The 18530-nt window shown below is 61.2% G+C and carries 12 protein-coding genes and 3 rRNA genes (1 of these 15 running past the window's edge); 10 read left to right on the top strand and 5 right to left on the bottom strand.

Annotated elements, in window-relative coordinates; translation table 11 throughout:
* Nucleotides 1–35 precede the first annotated feature (35 nt).
* Entirely contained in the window at nucleotides 36–1982 is a 1947-nt protein-coding gene (lapD, locus tag BV82_RS01390; protein WP_010220449.1) for a cyclic di-GMP receptor LapD, read from the bottom strand.
* Between the two features lie 10 nt (nucleotides 1983–1992).
* The gene (gene lapG / locus BV82_RS01385) at nucleotides 1993–2685 is read right to left on the bottom strand and encodes a cysteine protease LapG (protein WP_010220448.1); all 693 of its coding nucleotides are present in this window, start codon (nucleotides 2683–2685) and stop codon (nucleotides 1993–1995) included.
* A gap of 303 nt (nucleotides 2686–2988) precedes the next feature.
* On the opposite strand from lapG, the gene BV82_RS01380 reads away from it, so the two are divergent.
* From BV82_RS01380 to BV82_RS01335, 10 genes are all read left to right on the top strand, one after another.
* Nucleotides 2989–3681: a GntR family transcriptional regulator gene (locus BV82_RS01380; RefSeq protein WP_010220447.1), complete on the top strand. Its 693-nt coding sequence runs from the start codon at nucleotides 2989–2991 to the stop codon at nucleotides 3679–3681.
* Nucleotides 3682–3758: 77 nt separating this feature from the next.
* On the top strand, nucleotides 3759–4349 hold the full coding sequence (locus tag BV82_RS01375; protein WP_036995342.1) for a thioesterase domain-containing protein: 591 nt from the start codon (nucleotides 3759–3761) through the stop codon (nucleotides 4347–4349).
* Between the two features lie 612 nt (nucleotides 4350–4961).
* Entirely contained in the window at nucleotides 4962–5738 is a 777-nt protein-coding gene (locus BV82_RS01370; protein ID WP_010220444.1) for a DUF3050 domain-containing protein, read from the top strand.
* A complete protein-coding gene (locus BV82_RS01365) occupies nucleotides 5735–6676 on the top strand; it encodes a diiron oxygenase (RefSeq protein ID WP_036995341.1) in 942 nt (313 codons plus the stop codon). The genes BV82_RS01370 and BV82_RS01365 overlap by 4 nt, the downstream gene beginning before the upstream one ends.
* Before the next feature lie 2 nt (nucleotides 6677–6678).
* Nucleotides 6679–10125 carry a non-ribosomal peptide synthetase gene (locus BV82_RS01360; protein ID WP_036995340.1) on the top strand — a complete coding sequence of 1149 codons (3447 nt, stop codon included), beginning with the start codon at nucleotides 6679–6681 and terminating at the stop codon, nucleotides 10123–10125.
* A gap of 30 nt (nucleotides 10126–10155) precedes the next feature.
* Nucleotides 10156–10623, top strand: a complete 468-nt coding sequence (locus tag BV82_RS01355) for an SRPBCC family protein (protein WP_010220439.1) — start codon at nucleotides 10156–10158, stop codon at nucleotides 10621–10623.
* A 126-nt stretch (nucleotides 10624–10749) separates the two neighbouring features.
* Complete coding sequence (locus BV82_RS01350; RefSeq protein WP_026001151.1) at nucleotides 10750–11253, top strand: sigma-70 family RNA polymerase sigma factor; 504 nt, start codon at nucleotides 10750–10752, stop codon at nucleotides 11251–11253.
* 6 nt (nucleotides 11254–11259) lie between these two features.
* Nucleotides 11260–12225, top strand: a complete 966-nt coding sequence (locus BV82_RS01345; RefSeq protein WP_010220437.1) for a FecR domain-containing protein — start codon at nucleotides 11260–11262, stop codon at nucleotides 12223–12225.
* 89 nt (nucleotides 12226–12314) lie between these two features.
* Nucleotides 12315–14831, top strand: a complete 2517-nt coding sequence (locus BV82_RS01340; protein ID WP_036995339.1) for a TonB-dependent siderophore receptor — start codon at nucleotides 12315–12317, stop codon at nucleotides 14829–14831.
* An 85-nt stretch (nucleotides 14832–14916) separates the two neighbouring features.
* Entirely contained in the window at nucleotides 14917–16095 is a 1179-nt protein-coding gene (locus BV82_RS01335) for a PepSY-associated TM helix domain-containing protein (RefSeq protein ID WP_010220433.1), read from the top strand.
* Nucleotides 16096–16218: 123 nt separating this feature from the next.
* Here the strand turns inward: BV82_RS01335 and rrf (BV82_RS01330) are convergent.
* The 3 genes from rrf (BV82_RS01330) to BV82_RS01320 all read right to left on the bottom strand — a co-directional run.
* A 5S ribosomal RNA gene (gene rrf / locus BV82_RS01330) occupies nucleotides 16219–16334 on the bottom strand.
* Between the two features lie 110 nt (nucleotides 16335–16444).
* Nucleotides 16445–16560, bottom strand: a 5S ribosomal RNA gene (rrf, locus tag BV82_RS01325).
* 139 nt (nucleotides 16561–16699) lie between these two features.
* Nucleotides 16700–18530: ribosomal RNA gene (locus tag BV82_RS01320) — 23S ribosomal RNA — on the bottom strand; it runs 1059 nt beyond the window's last position.

Here is an 18530-nt window from a genome sequence, read left to right as displayed (position 1 = left end):
GCTGCAGGCCCGTTGCCGGCCTGCAGCCGCTTGCTTCAACGCCAGGGTGCCGGCTCGCCGATCAGTCGTCCCTGAACCCCTTGAATGCCCATCTCGCGCAATACCTTGAGCTCACCCTCGGTTTCGACCCGCTCGGCAATCAGCGGCAAGTCGATGCTGTGCGCTGCGCGCTGGATCGCTTCAATGAACAGGCGCTTGTGCCGTTCATGGTCGATGGCGCGGATGTAGCTGCCGTCGATTTTCAGGTAAGCCAGGCCCAGGTGCGCCAGGTTGCCGATCATGCTGAAACGCCCGCCAAAACGCTGCAGGCTGAGGCTGAAGCCCAAGGCCCGCAGACGGCGGGTGAGCTGTTCGAGCACCGCTTGTTCAGGCAGTTGCTCTTCGCCGATCTCAAGGGTCAGGCGCGGGCCCAGCACAGCGTTCTGGCCAAGCAGCTCATAGACTCGCTGTAACGCCTTGGGGTCGGCCAGGGTCGCCGCCGACACGTTCAGGGCCAGCGCTTCATTGTGGTTGTGCATATGCTTGAGCACCTGTTCAAGCATCAGCACATCGAGCCGCGCCGACCAGCCAAAACGCTCCAGCCACGGCAGGAAGCGCCCGGCGGCAACGGCCTGGCCCTGGGCATCGAGCACCCGCGAGATCACTTTGTAATGCAGCACACGCTCCGGCGCATCGCAGGCCACCACCGGCTGGAAGAACAACTGGAAGCGACCCTGCTGCAACGCCTCATCAAGCAGCGTGTGCCAGGCATGGTGAGTATCGCCGGCTTGCGGTGCGGTGCCCTGCTCCAGGCACACCCAGCCCGGCTCCAGCTGGCTCTCGGCGCGGGCCAGGGCTTCGTCGGCAAGCTTGAGCAAGGCCTGCGGGTCATCGCCCGGACTGTAAGGGGCCATGCCGATGCAAGCGACCGGGGTCACATCGCTGGCGCCGGTGTCGGCCAGGCTCTGCAAGGTCACTTCCAGGGCCTGGGCCAACTGGGTCGCCTCTTCATGCACCAACCCCGGCGCCAGCACGGCGAACTCGCCGCCGCGGCTGCGGGTGATCAGGTTGTTGGTTTCCGGGTAGTTGGCGCAGGTACGTTGCAACTGCTGGCCGACTGCTTGCAGCAACTGGTCGGTGCGCTGACCACCCAGACGCTGGTTGAGCCCGGCCAGGTCCTTGACCCGCAGCAACAGCAGGTAACCCGGGCGCGCTTCTTCGAGGTTGCTGACCAAGGCGTTGAGCTGCATTTCGAAATAGCGGCGGTTGGCAAGGCCGGTGAGGCTGTCCTGGTACGACTCGACCCGCAGCTTCTCGCTGCGTTCGGCCTGCTCCTGGAACAGCGCCTTGAGCTTCTCGACCATCTGGTTCATGGCCTGTACTACCCGGCGCAACTCCGGGGTGCGTGGCAGGTCTGGCAGGCTGAGGAACTCACGCCGGGCAATGGCGTGGGACTGCGCCACCATGTAATCCAGCGGCTTGAGCTGGCGACGCAGCAACAATGCACCAAGCACCGCACTCAACGCGCCGCACAGCAGCAGCCAGCCGAGGCTGCCCAGTGCACTCTGCCAGAGCTTGGCCAGGGCGAACATCGGATGGCTGACCACCTCGACCCGTGCCGCCTGTTGCCAGCCGCGGCTGACGATGGCATCGCCACCGGCCGCCTCCAGGCCGATCAGGCGGATGAACCAGGCCGGCACACCATTGGCATCAGGCTCGGCATGGCGTTCCACCAGCAGGGCGTTGGAGCCCGTGTCGATGACCTTGATGCTCGAATAGTAACCACTGTCGAAGATCGAGCTGACCATCAGCTCGACCATTGCCGGGTCATCAATATTCGGTGTCAGCGACAACGCCAGGGCCGTAGCGGCATCCTGGGCGTGAGAGCGCAACTGGTTGACGTACTGGCTGCGCGAACTCTCCAGGCTGACCATGAAGCTGCCGCTGAAGGCGACCACCAGGAACAGGCAGATGGCAAGCAGCAATTGTTTGAACAGTGACATCTGTGCTCCTTCAGTAAGCCGGCTCGGCGGGGAAGCCTTCGGCCTGCATCTTCTTCAATAGATCCTGCCAACGCGACAAACGTTTGGTGTCGCCAACTTTCTTGTTGCCACCCGCCCCGGTCAGCCACAGGCCCTCACCGTTGAACGAATACACCGGCAACAGGTCCGGCCGCTGGCTGGCGGGCTTGATCGCATCGATCAGGCTGTCGAGCACCAGCGGCATGGCCTCCGGGCTTGAATAATAGGTCAGGACCATGTGCGCACGGTTCTGGCGCAGGGCCTTGACGTAGGTAATGCGCAGTTTTTCGGCAGGAACCCCGAGCCGGCGCAGGCTGAAATACTTGGCGATAGCGTAGTCTTCACAGTCACCAGCGCCCTTGATCAACGATTGCACCGGCGTTGCCCAGTAGTCCACCTCACGCCACAGGTCGATGTCTTCGACATAGCGCAACTGCTGGTTGAAGAACTGGTTGACCACCTTCAGGCGCTCAGCTTCGCTGCCTTGCTTCTGGGTTGCCAACAGGTTCTGCCAGGCATCGATGCGGCCCTGACCAGGCCCCAATGGCCCGTACAACGACTGAGCGCGGCGGCTGATCTGGGAAAAGTCCCAGTCCGCCTGCAGGCCGCCCAGCAACAGGCAGCCGAGCACCACGGCCAGGCCAAGCCGGCGCAGGGTCAATTGAACAGCCCAACGTATCGCCAATGCGAATAATCCGCGCAGACTTGTGAGAAAACACCGATGGTGCGGCCTCACCCCGAAAAAAACAATGGCACCATACAATCACCCTGCCATCAACCTGTTGATCATGAGCAACCCCTTGTCAGGCGCGGGCTACAACCCTGCTTCCCTTGAGCAAAAACTTCCTTCACGATAGCAAGCATGGCGCCGGTGAGCGTGGTTTCGCATTGTTGATGCGCGGCCTCATCGATGCGGTTTGACAAGTAAATCTCTCCTAACTAGGGTTATTGGATCCAATGACCCCCTTCGACTTCAGGCAAAGACAGCGTGGGCGGAAAAACCAAACTCCTGAGCGAAATCCTGGGTGGCGAGCAAGTTCCGCCACACTTGGCTCGTACTGTGATCGAAGAACGGCTGCGCAGTGCCATCCTTGATGGTCGCCTGGAGCCCGGTCTGGCCTTGCGCCAACAGGAACTGGCCACTTTGTTTGGCGTCAGCCGCATGCCCGTGCGCGAAGCCCTGCGCCAGCTGGAGGCACAATCGCTGCTGCAGGTGGTGGCGCACAAGGGTGCGGTGGTCGCGCCGCTGATCGGCGAGGATGCCGTAGATACCTATGCCTTGCGGGTCATTCTGGAATCCGAAGCGTTGCGTCAGTCGATTCCGTTGCTCGATGCCGACGACATTGCCCTGGCGCGCAGCTATATCGCCCAACTGGAAAACGAAACCCGGCATGCCGAAATCGGGCGCCTGAACCGCTTGTTCCACATGAGCCTGTATAGCAAGGCGAGCAATCAGAAACTCTTGCGACTGATTGAAAACGAACTCAATGAAGAAGAACGCTTTCTGCGTTTCCACTTATCCTCGATGGGCCTGGGCAAGTTGACCCAGGACGATCACATCGGGTTGGTGGACGCCGCTAATGACAAGTCGGTTGAAGAAGCCGTCAGGATTCTCGAACGCCACCTGAACAACGGGGCGAAAACGATCAAGGCCTACCTGAGCCGACAATCGACAGAGTAAAACCACGGCCACTGCCGGCGACCCCGGCCAATGGCCGCAATTGCGCTCGGGGCATACCTTGAGCGAAAGGACAGGCCGTGCACGCCCCTACTCTTCAGTGCAGAACCGTACCAGGCTCTGCCCAGCCGCCCCAGGTTCGCCTGATCTGCCTTGCCTGCAGCGAGGACCACCTGAGCCAATACCGTGCCTGGGCAGCGGAGCTTAACGAACATATCGAACTGGTGACCGTCAACGTCCTGGCCTACGGCGATCTGACAACCTCGCTGCCCCTGCAAAACAAGTGCGCCCTGGTCGCATCATTGGTCGAACGCTTACAGGTCTACCTGCGCACCCCCCATGCCCTGTTCGGCCAGGGGCCAGGCGCCCAGCTCGCCTTTGCCCTGGCCAATCACGCCGCGCAACTGCACCCAGGGCAGACGCGTCATCTGTTTGTCTCCACATGCGACAGCCCCCATGCGACGACGGCCGGTGAATCGGCAGCAGCGCTCAACGTGCCCGTCACGGCGCTGTATCCGTCAGGTTATCTGGCGCGGATGCTGGGCTGGCATGATTTCAGCAGCCGCGAAATCGAGCTGATCGAACTACCTGAAGAGCAAGGCAACGACCCTATGCTCAATCAGCGCCTGCTCCAGATCATCAACACCCATCTGGGCCTGCTAAGCCTGTAAACCCAGGCGCACGGCCATCCGGCGAGGGGCTCTGGCCCCTGAATTCTCTCCTCCTGTTGCAGCCAGCCATGGCGGCCCCTGCATTTTCGGCACACTCTTACCCGCGCAGCGACCGCTGATCGCCGTCAGGCGGGCCAGGTCGCGTGCCTATTGCACACCTGCAGAAGGAGCCTGGCGCCGGGCAAGGACCGATATCGATCAGCTGCCCCCAAGAGTCAACCTCGTCCGACTTACATTATTTAGTGCTCCGAGTGAGGCATTCACTCACGCAGTTTTATTCTGACACTTAGTTGCCGGAAGGAGCACTTACATAAAAATAAAACTTTAATCAATAGTTTTAATTACTTGCTTCACACCCGAAAACCATCAACTAAAAATATAATTAACAAAATGATTGCCGAACACTTAAAAGTTGTTCTAACTTTTTATCGGCACGGGCCAACCTGAGCAAAAACACCCGTAAGCCTGAGAACAGGATGCTTACAGCATCGATACGCCTGCCATCGCGCTTTTATCGAGTGATTCAGTCGAGGCCCCTGCCCGGCCCTCGAAAACTTCGACACTGGCGCTAAGGCAAATGAACCGAACGTCAGCCACTGACAAGGAAACGCCATGAGCACTTTGACTTCGCACCTTATCGCCCGCAAAGCCGAACTTGCCGCGCATCCCATCTTTGCCGAAATAGATTCATTACCGGTATTGCAACGGTTCATGGAAACCCATGTATTTGCAGTCTGGGATTTCATGTCGCTGACCAAACGCCTGCAACAGGAGCTGACCTGTATCCAGTTGCCCTGGTTACCGCCGCTTGATCCGAACGCCGCGCGTCTGATCAACGAGATCGTCCTCGGTGAGGAGTCCGACGATCGCGTGGGCCAGGGGCACTACAGCCATTTCGAGCTGTACCTGGACGCCATGCGTGAAGTCGGCGCCAGCACCTCGGCGATCGAACGCTTCATCAACCTGCAACGAGAAGGCGTCGGCTATGCCAGCGCCCTGCAACGCGCCGGTGCCAGCGAGGCGGCCCGGCAGTTTGTCTGCCACACCCTGGAGACCGCCCTGGGCGCGCCTGCCCATAGCGTCGCTGCGGCCTTCCTGCATGGGCGTGAGAGTGTGATTCCATGCATGTTCCAGCGCATCCTCGATGACTGGGGCATCACCGGCGAACAGGCGCCGACGTTGCGCTACTACCTGCAACGGCACATCGAAGTCGACGCCGAAGATCACGGCCCGGCCGCCGAGGCTCTGCTCGCCCGGCTGGTGAAAGGCGACCCGGGGCAGGAGCGCCAGGCGCTGGAAGCTGCCATTGCCGCCGTCGACAGCCGCATTGCCCTGTGGGACCACCTGCGCCTGTCGATGCGCGAGCCCGTCGCGGAGGTCAGCGCATGAATGCCCTCGACTACCACTCCTGCGCCGAGGCCTGGGAGAGCCGCGCGACCATCCGCACCCGGCCGCGACGCCAGGTCGAGGACGATCAGCGGCTGATTTACCCGCTCAGCCGCCAGCCGCTGGTGCTCAGTGAGACCTTTATGCGCGAGTGCCCGCAGCAGCGCGATTTCGCCCTGACCCAGAGCCTGTACAAGTTCATCAACGACGTGGTGATTTTCGAGACCGAGATCGTCGACCGCACGGCGCGGCGGATCGCCAAGGACCGCTTTGCCATTCGCTTTCCGTTCGCCTGTCGCTATGACGCCATGACCGTGGTGGTGGATGAGGACTACCACGCCCTGGTGGCCATGGACTTCATGCAACAAACCATCGCCCTGACCGGGTTTGAACCGATGGCCCTGCCCGAGGAAATCGAGCTGAGCCGGGCGATCCCGGCAGCCCTGGCGCTGGCGCCGGCACACCTGCGCGACGCCCTTGAGCTGATCTGCGTGGGCATCGCCGAGAACACCCTGACCGACGATGTCGCCGCCTTTGCCCGGGATGACACGGTCAAGCCATCGGTGCAGGGCTTGATGGCCGATCACCTGCTCGACGAAGGCCGCCATTCGAGCTTCTGGGCACGGCTGGTGCGCATCTACTGGCACAGCGCCCCCGACGCGGACCGGCACTGCATCGCTGAAATCCTGCCGGTGTTTCTCGCGCAGTACCTGACCAACGATATCCAGAAGCGCTTCGACTTTGCCCTGATCGCCCAGTTGCCGATCAATGAGACCGCGCGAGCGGCGCTGCGCCAGGAAGTGACGTCCATGGCCTACCCGATCGATCACCAGCATCCGCTGCTGGGCAACATCCTGCGCCTGTTCCGCGCCAGTTCCATGCTCGACTCGCCCTGTGTGCAAGACGCTCTAGCGCACTACCTGCCCAAGCCAAGGAGATAACCATGAGACGCCTGGAAATCCTGCTGATCGGCGCAAGCCCGGCGCTGCAGCTGCTGCATCGGGAACTGTACGAGCACGGTCACGCGCTGCACCTGGCCGACAGCGCCGAAGCCTTGCTGGCACGCCCCTGGCGCCAGCCACAGTTGCTGATCGATGACGGCAGCCTGGCGCTGCGAGCCTGTGACTGGCAGGCGTTGGGCGACTGTGCCCTGCTGAGCTTGCGTCTGGGGGTCTATGTGCAAACCCCTGACGCCCTGCCCACACTCGAGCTGCTGTGCTGGACCGGCAGCGCCACCGCGCAACGCCTGATCGAGCGCCAGCGTCTGGCGCCCGAACGTTCAGGTAACGGGCAGCACTTGCGCTTGCACGCCATCGACAGCCTGCGGGACATGCTCGCGCTGCTCGTCAGCCGCTTCTCGCGAAACCCTGAATACTTGCAGCAGGCCGCCGCCATCAGCCCTGGGCAACAGGATCAGGAACAGGGCCTAGACTGGCTGGAGCAGATGGCCTGTTTCCACCGTTTCAACCAGACCGGTAACCCCACATTACTCGCCGCGGCCGACGTCCCGCTGATCGAGCGCCTGGAGCAGAGCCTGTGCCTTCATGCCGACAAAACGGCACTGAACCTCAACGGCCAGCGCATCAACTACGCACAGTTGCATGCCCAGGCGGCAGCTATCCAGCAACGTATGGGTGTTTCATCGACCAGCACCGAACCACCCGTGATCGGCGTTTGCCTGGGCAAGTGCGCCGCGCTCTACGCCAGCGTGCTCGCGGTATTCGGTTGTGGAGCGGTGTACTTGCCGCTGGACCCGGCGCAACCGGCCGAGCGCCTGCGCTACATTCTGGAGAATGCCGGCGCCAGCCTGCTGCTACATGACGGTCAGCTGCCAGTGGATGACCTGTCACTGCCGACCCTGGACCTGCGCCAGCTGCCCACACCGCCGGCGCAGCCGCTGCCATCACTGTTGCGCCAGCGACCCGCGCCGGACGCCCCCTGCGTGGCGATCTACACCTCGGGCACCACCGGCCAGCCCAAGGGCGTGCTGCTCAGCCAGCGCAACCTCAGCCACTTCCAGGCCTGGTACAGCGCCCATGTGCAGCTGGATCAGCACAGCCGCGCACTGCAGTTCTCGACCATCGGCTTCGATGCCTCGTTGCTGGATATCCTGCCCACCTGGGTTTGCGGCGGCGAGCTGGTGGTACCCACTGAAGATCAACGCCGCGACCCGGCGCGCCTGCTGGCTCTGCTCCACGCCCAGCAGGTGACCCACGCCTTCCTGCCGCCGGCGCTGCTGAGCATCCTGCCACGCGACCAGCCGCTTGGGCTGAGCCACCTGATTACCGGCGGCGATGTCTGTGAGCCGGAGGTGATCGCACGCCTGGCCGGGCAGTGCCAGCTGCACAACATCTACGGCCCGACCGAAACCACCGTGCTGGCGACGACCCGGGTATTCCAGGCTGACGACAACAACCGCAACCTCGGCCGCCCGATCGCCAACACCCAGGTGTTGATCCTCGACGACGAGCTGCAGCCGGTCGCCGAAGACAGCCCCGGTGAGTTGTACATAGCAGGCCCGGGCGTTGGCCTGGGCTATCTGAACAATCCGGCCCTGAGCGATGAGCGCTTCCTCAACCTGCCGCGTGCCGATGGCAGCACGATCCGCGTGTACCGCAGCGGCGATATCGGCAAATGGACAGCCGACGGCATCGAGCTCTGTGGCCGCCGCGACAACCAGGTGAAGATCCGCGGCTTTCGCGTCGAACCAGAGGAGATCGAGCACTGCCTGCGCAGCAGCGGGCTGTTCCACCAGGTGGCGGTGGTCATCGATGGCCAGCGGCGGATCCTGGCGTTCTGCGCGCAAGCCACTGGCGACAATGGCGAAGCCGCCCTGCGCCGGCATGCCGAGCAACGACTGCCCGACTACATGCGCCCAGGCGTCTATCAGCAACTGGCACAGATGCCCTACACCGCCAACGGCAAGATCGATCGCCAGGCGCTGCTGGCGATGCCTCCGGCCCTGGCGCCGCGCGACCAGCACTTGGGTCCGGTTACGCCTGTCGAGACGCAGCTGGTTGAGGTGTGGAGCGAACTGCTGGAACTGCCCGAGGAGGACATCTCCACCGACGCCAGCTTCTTTAGCCTCGGCGGCCACTCGATCCTGCTATCGCGTTTGTTGCTGGCGGTTCGCGAGCAGTTCGCTTGCGCCATTGCGATCAATCAGTTTATCGAGATGCCTACCGTGCAGCGCCTGGCAATGCTGGTCAGCGGCGAGCATCCGCAGGCTCACGGCCTCGATCCGCAGGCCGAACGCGATGCCTGTCGCGAACTGCATCTGAACGTGCTGCCAATGGCGCAATTGGGCGATGTGCACAAGGTAGTCGTCACCGGCGCCAACAGTTTTCTTGGCGTGCACCTGATCGAAGCGCTGCTTGCATGGGGCGCCAGCGAAGTAGCCTGCCTGGTGCGCTCCAGCGCCAGTCAGTCAGCGCCGCAACGTTTCGCCGCAGCGCTGGTGGACAACGGCTTGCACGGCCTTGATATGAGCCGGGTGAAAGTCTTCGCCGCCGACCTGCGCCAGCCGCGACTGGGCCTGAGTGACAGCGACTACGACTATCTGGACAGCGAGTACGGTGCGCTGCTGCACAACGCAGCGCAGGTCAACCATGTGCTGGATTACCGCACCCTGGCCGCCGACAACGTCGAGCCACTGTTCGAGTGCCTGCGCTTGTGCGAAGGCCGGCGCAAGAAAGTCTTCAATTTCATCTCGACCCTGTCGGCCTGCAGCGCCATCGACACCAATGGCCAAGTGCTGGAGCGGGACCCGGCGGCGACACCGCCGCTCTACCTGCGTAATGGCTACAACCTGAGCAAATGGGTGGGCGAGCGCATCCTCCAGCGTGCCCGCGCCCAAGGGGTGTGGGTCAACCTGTTTCGCCCCGGCAACATCACCTTCGACAGCCGCAACGGCATCTGCCAACCCCAGCGCAACCGGCTGATGCTGATGCTCAAGGGCTCGTTGCAACTCGGTCAGGTGCCGGCCCTGGAGCTCAACTTCGACCTGATGCCGGTGGATTTTCTCGCCCGCTTCATCGCCTTCCACAGCAGCCGTTACCAGCCCGAGCAGGCGGTATTCAACCTGCACAACCCCGAGCCACTGAGCTGGAGCGACTACGTCTCGGTGTTCCGTGACAGCGGCACGCCATTCGAGCTGGTCAGCATCGAGCAGTGGCAACGGCAGTTGCAGCGAGTCGATCGCGACAACGCGCTGTTCGATGTTCTGGGTTTCTACCTGGATGGCTTCGAGGAAGACATCGGCGACATCTCGCGGATCGAGCATGGCAATGCCCGCGCCGGTGTCGAGCGCATGGGCGCGCGCTACCCGCAGAAAACCCCGCAGTTGCTGCAACGCGGCTGCCAGTACCTGCACGACATTGCCTTCATCTGACCGCCTTCAACCCACGCAGGAGATCCACCCATGCAAACCCTTCAACCCGACACCCTGATCCACAACCCTGCTGGCTGCCGAGTGGTGGCCAGTGTCGAGATCGCCAGCGATGCCGCCAGTGTCTGGAACATCGTCGGCAATTTCGCCGGCTTCCCGGTGTTCATCCCGGCCCTGGCGCACATCGAGATGACCGGCAACGGCGTGCGTTCGGTGCGCAAGAAGCTGTTCAAGGACGGCAACGTGGTCATCGAACAGCTCAATACCCGTGACGAGCAGGCCATGAGCATGACCTGGAGCCTGATCTACACCAGCCTGAACATCGGCAACCTGTGGGCGGCGATGCAGGTCGAGGCGCTGGGCGAGCGCCAGGCGCGAGCGACCTGGACCATTCAGGCCGAGCCGTGGCAAGGCGGCAGCGAGGCGCTGCCAGGCTTTCAGACGTTTTTGCAGGGGTTTGCCGATGAGGCGATGAACAATGTGAGGAATTTGTTGAGTTAAGCCTGATCGCGGGGCAAGCCCGCTCCTACAAGAGCGAGCTTGCCCTGATCAACAGTTGCAAAATAATCCAAGGATGCCAACAATGAGACTAATTATCATTTATGACCCCTTCAGCAGCGCACCTTCATGCCCTCTCGAGAGTCCGTGCACACGCTTTACAGCCACCACCACGGCTGGCTGAACACTTGGCTGCGCAGCAAGCTGGGCAATGCCGCCGATGCCGCGGATCTGGCCCAGGACACTTTCGTGCGCCTGCTGCAGCGGCGCGAACAGCTGGAGCTGAACGCTCCCCGGGCGTTCCTGCGGACCATCGCCCGCGGCCTGGTGATCGACCATTGGCGGCGTGAAGAGCTGCACCGCGCCTACCTCGAAGCCTTGGCGCACCTGCCCGAGGGCGAAGTGCCTTCGCTGGAAACCCGCGAACTGCTGCTGGAGCTGCTCGAGCGCATCGCGCAGATGCTTGACGGCCTCAAGCCGAAAGTGCGCCGCGCCTTTTTGCTGGCGCAGTGTGAAGGCCTGAGCCACAAGGACATTGCCGAACAGATGGGCGTGTCCTTGCGCTCGGTAGAGCGCTATGTGGCCGATGCCCTGTATCACTGCTACCTGCTGCGCTACGAGAGCGAGGCATAAGCCGGCATGACACCCCTCAACCCCGGCCCGCGGGTGGTCAAGCAGGCTATCCACTGGATGCTCAAGCTGCGTGAGAACGGCCACAACGCTCATCTGCAGCAACAATGCGAACGGTGGCGTACAGCCCATCAGGACCATGAGTTGGCCTGGCAGCGGGTGCAATCCCTGCATCAGGAGCTCAACCTGCGCGCCATCCCAGGTGCCAGCGTGGCCTTGCAGACCCTGGAGAACAGCAGCCAGCGCCTGCAGCGGCGCCAGGCCCTGAAACTGCTCAGCGGCGTGCTGGTGCTCGGCTCGGCAGCTTGGCTGGGCAAGGACCTGGACGTTATCAGCCCGCTGACCGCAGATTTTGCCAGCGCCACCGGTCAGCGGCGCAGCTTGCGCCTGCCGGATGGCTCGTTGCTGCAACTGAACACCAACAGCGCCGCCGACCTCGCCTTCGAGGCCGATCAGCGCCTGATTCGCCTCAAGCGTGGCGAGTTGATGCTGACCTGCGCCAAGGATTCGACCGCCCCGGGTCGTCCGTTGCTGGTACGCACCCGCGAAGCCTTGCTGCAAGGCTTCGACGGCCGCTTCGTGGTGCGCCAGGACAGCGACTGCACCCGCATCAGCGTCAGCCAGGGCAGCGTCGCCATCCACTCGCCAGGCCCTCTGCAATGGGTTCACGCCGGCCAGAGTTATCGCCTCGATGCCCGGGGCGCAACCCTCCTGCACAATCAGGACATGGATACCGGCGCCTGGGCCGAAGGGCTGATCGTCACCCGCGACATGCGCCTGGGCGATTTCCTCGCCGAAGTCGGGCGCTATCGCCACGGTTATCTGAGCTGCGCCGATGACATTGCCGACTTGCGCCTGTCCGGGGTGTTCCGCCTGGAGGACACCGACAAACTGCTGCAACTGCTGCCGCAGACGCTGCCGGTGAAGGTCAGCTATCGCACGCGCTGGTGGGTACGCCTGGAACGGCTGGCCTGAATTGATTTTTTTTGGCGGGTTTTACCCACGAGTCCGGCTAGGACAGTAAGCGACTCCTTCTGCCCTTACCGACTCAACGGATGCTCTCCATGCGTAATGCTTCGCCCCTGTTGCGGCTCAACAAGAAGAATGATTTTCAACCTGTCTTAGATTCTGCTCCAGGCAGCGTGCTGGGCAAGGCCATCCGTGCCGCGCTGCTTGGCACCGCCCTGGGTATGACTGCGCTACCGGCCGTGGCGCTGGGCGCGCAAGCGAGCAGTGTCAGCCAGCAGTACAACATCCCCGCCGGCTCCCTGGATGACGTGCTCAACCAGTTCGCCCGCCAGGCCCGGATCACCTTGTCGAGCACCCCGCAATTGACCCAGGGCCTGCAGTCGCCAGGGCTGCAAGGCAGTTACGCCACCGACCAGGCGCTGCGCCAGTTGCTCAACGGCTCAGGCCTGGAAGCCGTCAGCCAGGATGGCGGCAGCTATGTGCTGCGGGCGCAGCCACAGGACGCAGCGCTGTCGTTGCCAAGCACCGAAGTACGCGAGTTCGCCCTGGGTAACGCCCTGGGCAGCATGGAAGGCTACAACGCCACCCACAGCCAGGTCGCGACCAAGACCAGTGCGCCGATCCTGGAAACCTCGCAGTCGGTGTCGGTGGTGACCCGTCAGCAAATGGACGACCAGGGCTCGCAGACCGTGGCCCAGGCCATGCGCTACACCCCGGGCGTGCTGACCAACCCCTACGGCGCGACCCATCGCTACGACTACGTGGCCATGCGCGGCTTCAACGACGGCTCTGTGGATAACATCTACCTGGACGGTCTGAAGTCCATGGGTGACAGTGGCACCTACAGCACCATGCAGGTCGATCCGTACTTCCTCGAGCGGGTGGATATCCTCAAGGGGCCGTCTTCGGTGCTCTATGGCCGCAGCTCGCCCGGCGGCCTGGTCGCCCTGACCAGCAAGAAGCCGCTGTACGAGGCCTATCATCAAGTCCAGGCCACCGTCGGCACCCAGGGCCAGCGTGGCGTCGGTTTCGACTTCAGCGGCCCGCTGGATGACGACCAGCGCATCGCCTATCGCCTGGTGGGCCTGGCCGATCAGTCCGACACCCAGTTCGACCACAACGAAGAAAAGCGCTTCGCCCTGGCGCCAACCGTCAGCATCAACTTCAGCGAAGATACATCGCTGACCCTGCAGGCCTACCTGCAGCATGACCCCGACGGCGGTTATCACGGCGGCGTGCCGGCCGATGGTGCGCTGCACCAGCGCAATGGCCAGCGCATCTCCGATCACTTCTTCGAAGGCGAGCCGGGCATCGACCGCTACGAGCGTGACCAGCAGTCGTTCGGCTACCAGTTCGAGCATCGCTTCAACGACGTGTTCAGCGCGCGGCAGAACTTTCGCTACCTGGATTCGACGGTGAAGATGGACCAGGTGTATGCCTGGGGCTGGACCACGCCGACCAGCAATGAGCTGAACCGCTACTACACCGGCGGCGATGAAAAACTGCATTCGTACATCATCGACAACATGCTCCAGGCCGAATACTTCACCGGCAGCGCCAAGCACACCACACTGCTGGGCTTGGACTACCAGCGACGCAAGACCGTGGTCGACTGGCGCAGTGGCGCCCTGGCACCGATCAATGCCTTCGACCCACAGTACGGCAACTCGCAAATCACCTACTTCGCCCCCACCAGCTACCTGCGTCGCCTGCAACAGACCGGCGTGTACCTGCAGGATCTGATTGAGCTCGACCAGTGGCGTTTCTCGCTGGGCCTGCGCCAGGACTGGGTGAAGACGTCGGATGAGAACCGCATCGCCGAAGCCAGCCGCCCGCTGGGCACCAAAATCAGTGACGAGCGCACCAAGCTGACCGGTCGCGCCGGCGTGCTGTACCTGTTCGAGAACGGCATTGCGCCGTACATCAGCTATTCCGAGTCGTTCAACCCCAACTCCTACGCCGACCAGTCGGGTAACCCGCTGGCGCCGACCGAGGGTACTCAGTGGGAGGCCGGTATCAAGTACCAACCGCCGGGCACCGACAACTTGTTCACCGCCTCGCTGTTCCGCATCGAGCAGGAGAACCTTGCCTCCAAGTTGCCGCAGGAAGAGTTCTACCGCCCTGTAGGCCAGGTCCGCTCCCAAGGCCTGGAGCTGGAGGCGCACCTGCAAGTCACCGACAACCTGAAAGTCCTCGGCAGCTATACCTTCACCGATATCGAGTACTCCAAGTCGATGCCGAGCACGCTGTTTGGCAGCGACCTCGACAACAAGGGCAACTCGCCGACCCAGGCACCGCGGCACATGGCCTCGCTGTGGGCTGACTACAACGTCCGCCAGGGCGCCCTCGACGGCCTGCGCCTGGGCGGTGGTGTGCGCTATGTCGGCTACAGCTGGGTGGATGCCGAGAACACCATGAAGGTGCCCTCCTACACCCTGTTCGATGCTTCGGTTGGTTACGACCTGGGCAAGGTCGGGCTCAAGGGGCTGGATGTGCGGCTCAATGCCAACAACCTCACCAATGAAAGCTACATCGCCTCCTGTGCCAGCCTGAGTTACTGCTACATGGGCGAAGAACGCAATGTCAGTGCCACGGTCAGCTGCCAGTTCTGACCTCACCTGTATGAACGCCAAAGCCAGCACCTGATTCCGGGCGCTGGCTTTGTTGCATCTGGCGACTTACTCCGGACCTTTACTCATGCGTCAGCTCTACGTACTGCTACACCGCTACCTCGGCCTGATCACCGCATTGTTTCTAGCCCTGGCCGGCCTCACCGGCAGCGTCCTGGCCTTTCATCACGAACTGGACGAATGGCTCAACCCTTCCTTCTACGAAGCCCCCGCCGTGGGTGAACGGCAGCAACCGGGGGTGCTTGTGGATAAGTTGCAGGCCGAGCACCCGCGGCTGCAGGTCTGGTACATGGAGTACCCGAACGAGCCTGGGCATGCAGCGCTGCTGGCGATGGTGCCACGCAACGATCCTGCCAGCGGCGAACCCTATGCCGAGAAGAACACCGTGTTCTATCTCGACCCGGTCAGCGGCCTGACGCTGGGCCAGCGCTATTGGGGTGAATGCTGTTTCTCCCGGGAGAACTTCATGCCGTTCATGCTCGAGTTGCACTACAGCCTGACCCTGCCCGGTAACTGGGGGATCCTGCTGATGGGGGTGGTGGCGATCATGTGGGTGATCGACTGCCTTATCGCCGTGCTGCTGACTTTGCCTCGTGGGCGGCCGTTCTGGGGCAAGTGGTCGAAAGCCTGGAAGATCAAGGGCGGTCATGCCTATCGGCTGAACATGGATATCCACAGGGCAGGCGGTTTGTGGTTGTGGCTACTGCTGCTGCCGGTTGCGCTCAGCAGCGTGGCGATGAACCTGCCGGCCCAGGTGTTCAAACCGGCGGTGTCGTTGTTCTCACCTGTCGAGCCAAGCGTCTACGAAGCCCGTGGTGGCTTACCCAAGGAACAACTGGGGGTGACCCAGCTCAGCTATCAACAGGCCTACCAGCGGGCGCAGCAGGAAGGCCAGCGGCTGGGGCTAACGGCACCGATCGGTGAGCTGTACTACAGCTTCGAGTACAACTTCTATGGTGCAGGGTTTGGCCAGCACGATACCGATGCCCAGGGTAAGTCCTGGTTGTTCTTCCACGGCACTGACGGGCATTTGCTGGGCAAGGAGATTGCCGGGCAAGGCACCCTGGGGGAACGCTTTTACCGCTTGCAGCTACCCATACACGGCGGGCGCATCATCGGTATGACCGGCCAGGTGTTGATTGCAGTGTTGGGGGTGATGATTGCAGTGCTGTCGCTGACCGGGGTGTATATCTGGTGGCGCAAGTTGCAGGCGCGGCGCAGTGGCAAGGTGCGAAGAGCTGGGTAAGTCAGCGGCTGTTCTGGGGCTGCTATGCAGCCCATCGCTGGCAAGGCCAGCTCCCACAAAGGGTGACAGATCCCAGAAAGACAAAACCCCTGTCTGCAGGGCAGACAGGGGTTTCGGAATGAATCTTGACGATGACCTACTCTCACATGGGGAAACCCCACACTACCATCGGCGATGCATCGTTTCACTGCTGAGTTCGGGATGGGATCAGGTGGTTCCAATGCTCTATGGTCGTCAAGAAATTCTGTGTGCCGGTCCGTCTGTTGCGACGTGCCAGCGAATTCTTGATGCTTCTACTCTAAAGACAAAACCCCTACCTGCGTACGCAGATAGGGGTTTCGGAATTTAATCTTGACGATGACCTACTCTCACATGGGGAAACCCCACACTACCATCGGCGATGCATCGTTTCACTGCTGAGTTCGGGATGGGATCAGGTGGTTCCAATGCTCTATGGTCGTCAAGAAATTCTGTTGCCAGAAGGTCTTGTTTAAGACACTCCAGCGAATCGGGTATGTGATGTTTTGTGAGTTACAAATTCTCGGCTTTGCAGTCTTCACAACACCGCAATCTGGTCGTTCGACGCAAATTGCTTGGGTGTTATATGGTCAAGCCTCACGGGCAATTAGTATTGGTTAGCTCAACGCCTCACAGCGCTTACACACCCAACCTATCAACGTCGTAGTCTTCGACGGCCCTTCAGGGAGCTCAAGGCTCCAGTGAGATCTCATCTTGAGGCAAGTTTCCCGCTTAGATGCTTTCAGCGGTTATCTCTTCCGAACATAGCTACCCGGCAATGCCACTGGCGTGACAACCGGAACACCAGAGGTTCGTCCACTCCGGTCCTCTCGTACTAGGAGCAGCCCCTCTCAAATCTCAAACGTCCACGGCAGATAGGGACCGAACTGTCTCACGACGTTCTAAACCCAGCTCGCGTACCACTTTAAATGGCGAACAGCCATACCCTTGGGACCGGCTTCAGCCCCAGGATGTGATGAGCCGACATCGAGGTGCCAAACACCGCCGTCGATATGAACTCTTGGGCGGTATCAGCCTGTTATCCCCGGAGTACCTTTTATCCGTTGAGCGATGGCCCTTCCATACAGAACCACCGGATCACTAAGACCTACTTTCGTACCTGCTCGACGTGTCTGTCTCGCAGTCAAGCGCGCTTTTGCCTTTATACTCTACGACCGATTTCCGACCGGTCTGAGCGCACCTTCGTACTCCTCCGTTACTCTTTAGGAGGAGACCGCCCCAGTCAAACTACCCACCATACACTGTCCTCGATCCGGATAACGGACCTGAGTTAGAACCTCAAAGTTGCCAGGGTGGTATTTCAAGGATGGCTCCACGCGAACTGGCGTCCACGCTTCAAAGCCTCCCACCTATCCTACACAAGCAAATTCAAAGTCCAGTGCAAAGCTATAGTAAAGGTTCACGGGGTCTTTCCGTCTAGCCGCGGATACACTGCATCTTCACAGCGATTTCAATTTCACTGAGTCTCGGGTGGAGACAGCGCCGCCATCGTTACGCCATTCGTGCAGGTCGGAACTTACCCGACAAGGAATTTCGCTACCTTAGGACCGTTATAGTTACGGCCGCCGTTTACCGGGGCTTCGATCAAGAGCTTCGCGTTAGCTAACCCCATCAATTAACCTTCCGGCACCGGGCAGGCGTCACACCCTATACGTCCACTTTCGTGTTTGCAGAGTGCTGTGTTTTTAATAAACAGTCGCAGCGGCCTGGTATCTTCGACCGGCATGGGCTTACGGAGCAAGTCCTTCACCCTCACCGGCGCACCTTCTCCCGAAGTTACGGTGCCATTTTGCCTAGTTCCTTCACCCGAGTTCTCTCAAGCGCCTTGGTATTCTCTACCCAACCACCTGTGTCGGTTTGGGGTACGGTTCCTAGTTATCTGAAGCTTAGAAGCTTTTCTTGGAAGCATGGCATCAACCACTTCGTCGCCTAAAGGCAACTCGTCATCAGCTCTCGGCCTTAAGATCCCGGATTTACCTAAGATCTCAGCCTACCACCTTAAACTTGGACAACCAACGCCAAGCTGGCCTAGCCTTCTCCGTCCCTCCATCGCAATAACTAGAAGTACAGGAATATTAACCTGTTTTCCATCGACTACGCTTTTCAGCCTCGCCTTAGGGACCGACTAACCCTGCGTCGATTAACGTTGCGCAGGAAACCTTGGTCTTTCGGCGTGGGAGTTTTTCACTCCCATTGTCGTTACTCATGTCAGCATTCGCACTTCTGATACCTCCAGCAAGCTTCTCAACTCACCTTCACAGGCTTACAGAACGCTCCTCTACCGCATCACCTAAGTGATACCCGTAGCTTCGGTGTATGGTTTGAGCCCCGTTACATCTTCCGCGCAGGCCGACTCGACTAGTGAGCTATTACGCTTTCTTTAAAGGGTGGCTGCT

Origin of the sequence: Pseudomonas donghuensis (assembly GCF_000696345.2) — a bacterium.
Classification (GTDB): Bacteria; Pseudomonadota; Gammaproteobacteria; order Pseudomonadales; family Pseudomonadaceae; genus Aquipseudomonas; species Aquipseudomonas donghuensis.
The sequence above is the reverse complement of the archived record's forward strand: the minus strand, read 5'-3'. Positions and strand labels throughout refer to the sequence as shown.

Excerpts from the sequence above, each read along its gene's own strand:
- lapD (WP_010220449.1), bottom strand. The coding sequence starts at position 1,982 with ATGTCACTGTTCAAACAATTGCTGCTTGCCATCTGCCTGTTCCTGGTG.
- BV82_RS01370 (WP_010220444.1), top strand. The coding sequence starts at position 4,962 with ATGAGCACTTTGACTTCGCACCTTATCGCCCGCAAAGCCGAACTTGCC.
- BV82_RS01365 (WP_036995341.1), top strand. The coding sequence starts at position 5,735 with ATGAATGCCCTCGACTACCACTCCTGCGCCGAGGCCTGGGAGAGCCGC.
- BV82_RS01360 (WP_036995340.1), top strand. The coding sequence starts at position 6,679 with ATGAGACGCCTGGAAATCCTGCTGATCGGCGCAAGCCCGGCGCTGCAG.
- BV82_RS01355 (WP_010220439.1), top strand. The coding sequence starts at position 10,156 with ATGCAAACCCTTCAACCCGACACCCTGATCCACAACCCTGCTGGCTGC.
- BV82_RS01350 (WP_026001151.1), top strand. The coding sequence starts at position 10,750 with ATGCCCTCTCGAGAGTCCGTGCACACGCTTTACAGCCACCACCACGGC.
- BV82_RS01345 (WP_010220437.1), top strand. The coding sequence starts at position 11,260 with ATGACACCCCTCAACCCCGGCCCGCGGGTGGTCAAGCAGGCTATCCAC.
- BV82_RS01340 (WP_036995339.1), top strand. The coding sequence starts at position 12,315 with ATGCGTAATGCTTCGCCCCTGTTGCGGCTCAACAAGAAGAATGATTTT.
- BV82_RS01335 (WP_010220433.1), top strand. The coding sequence starts at position 14,917 with ATGCGTCAGCTCTACGTACTGCTACACCGCTACCTCGGCCTGATCACC.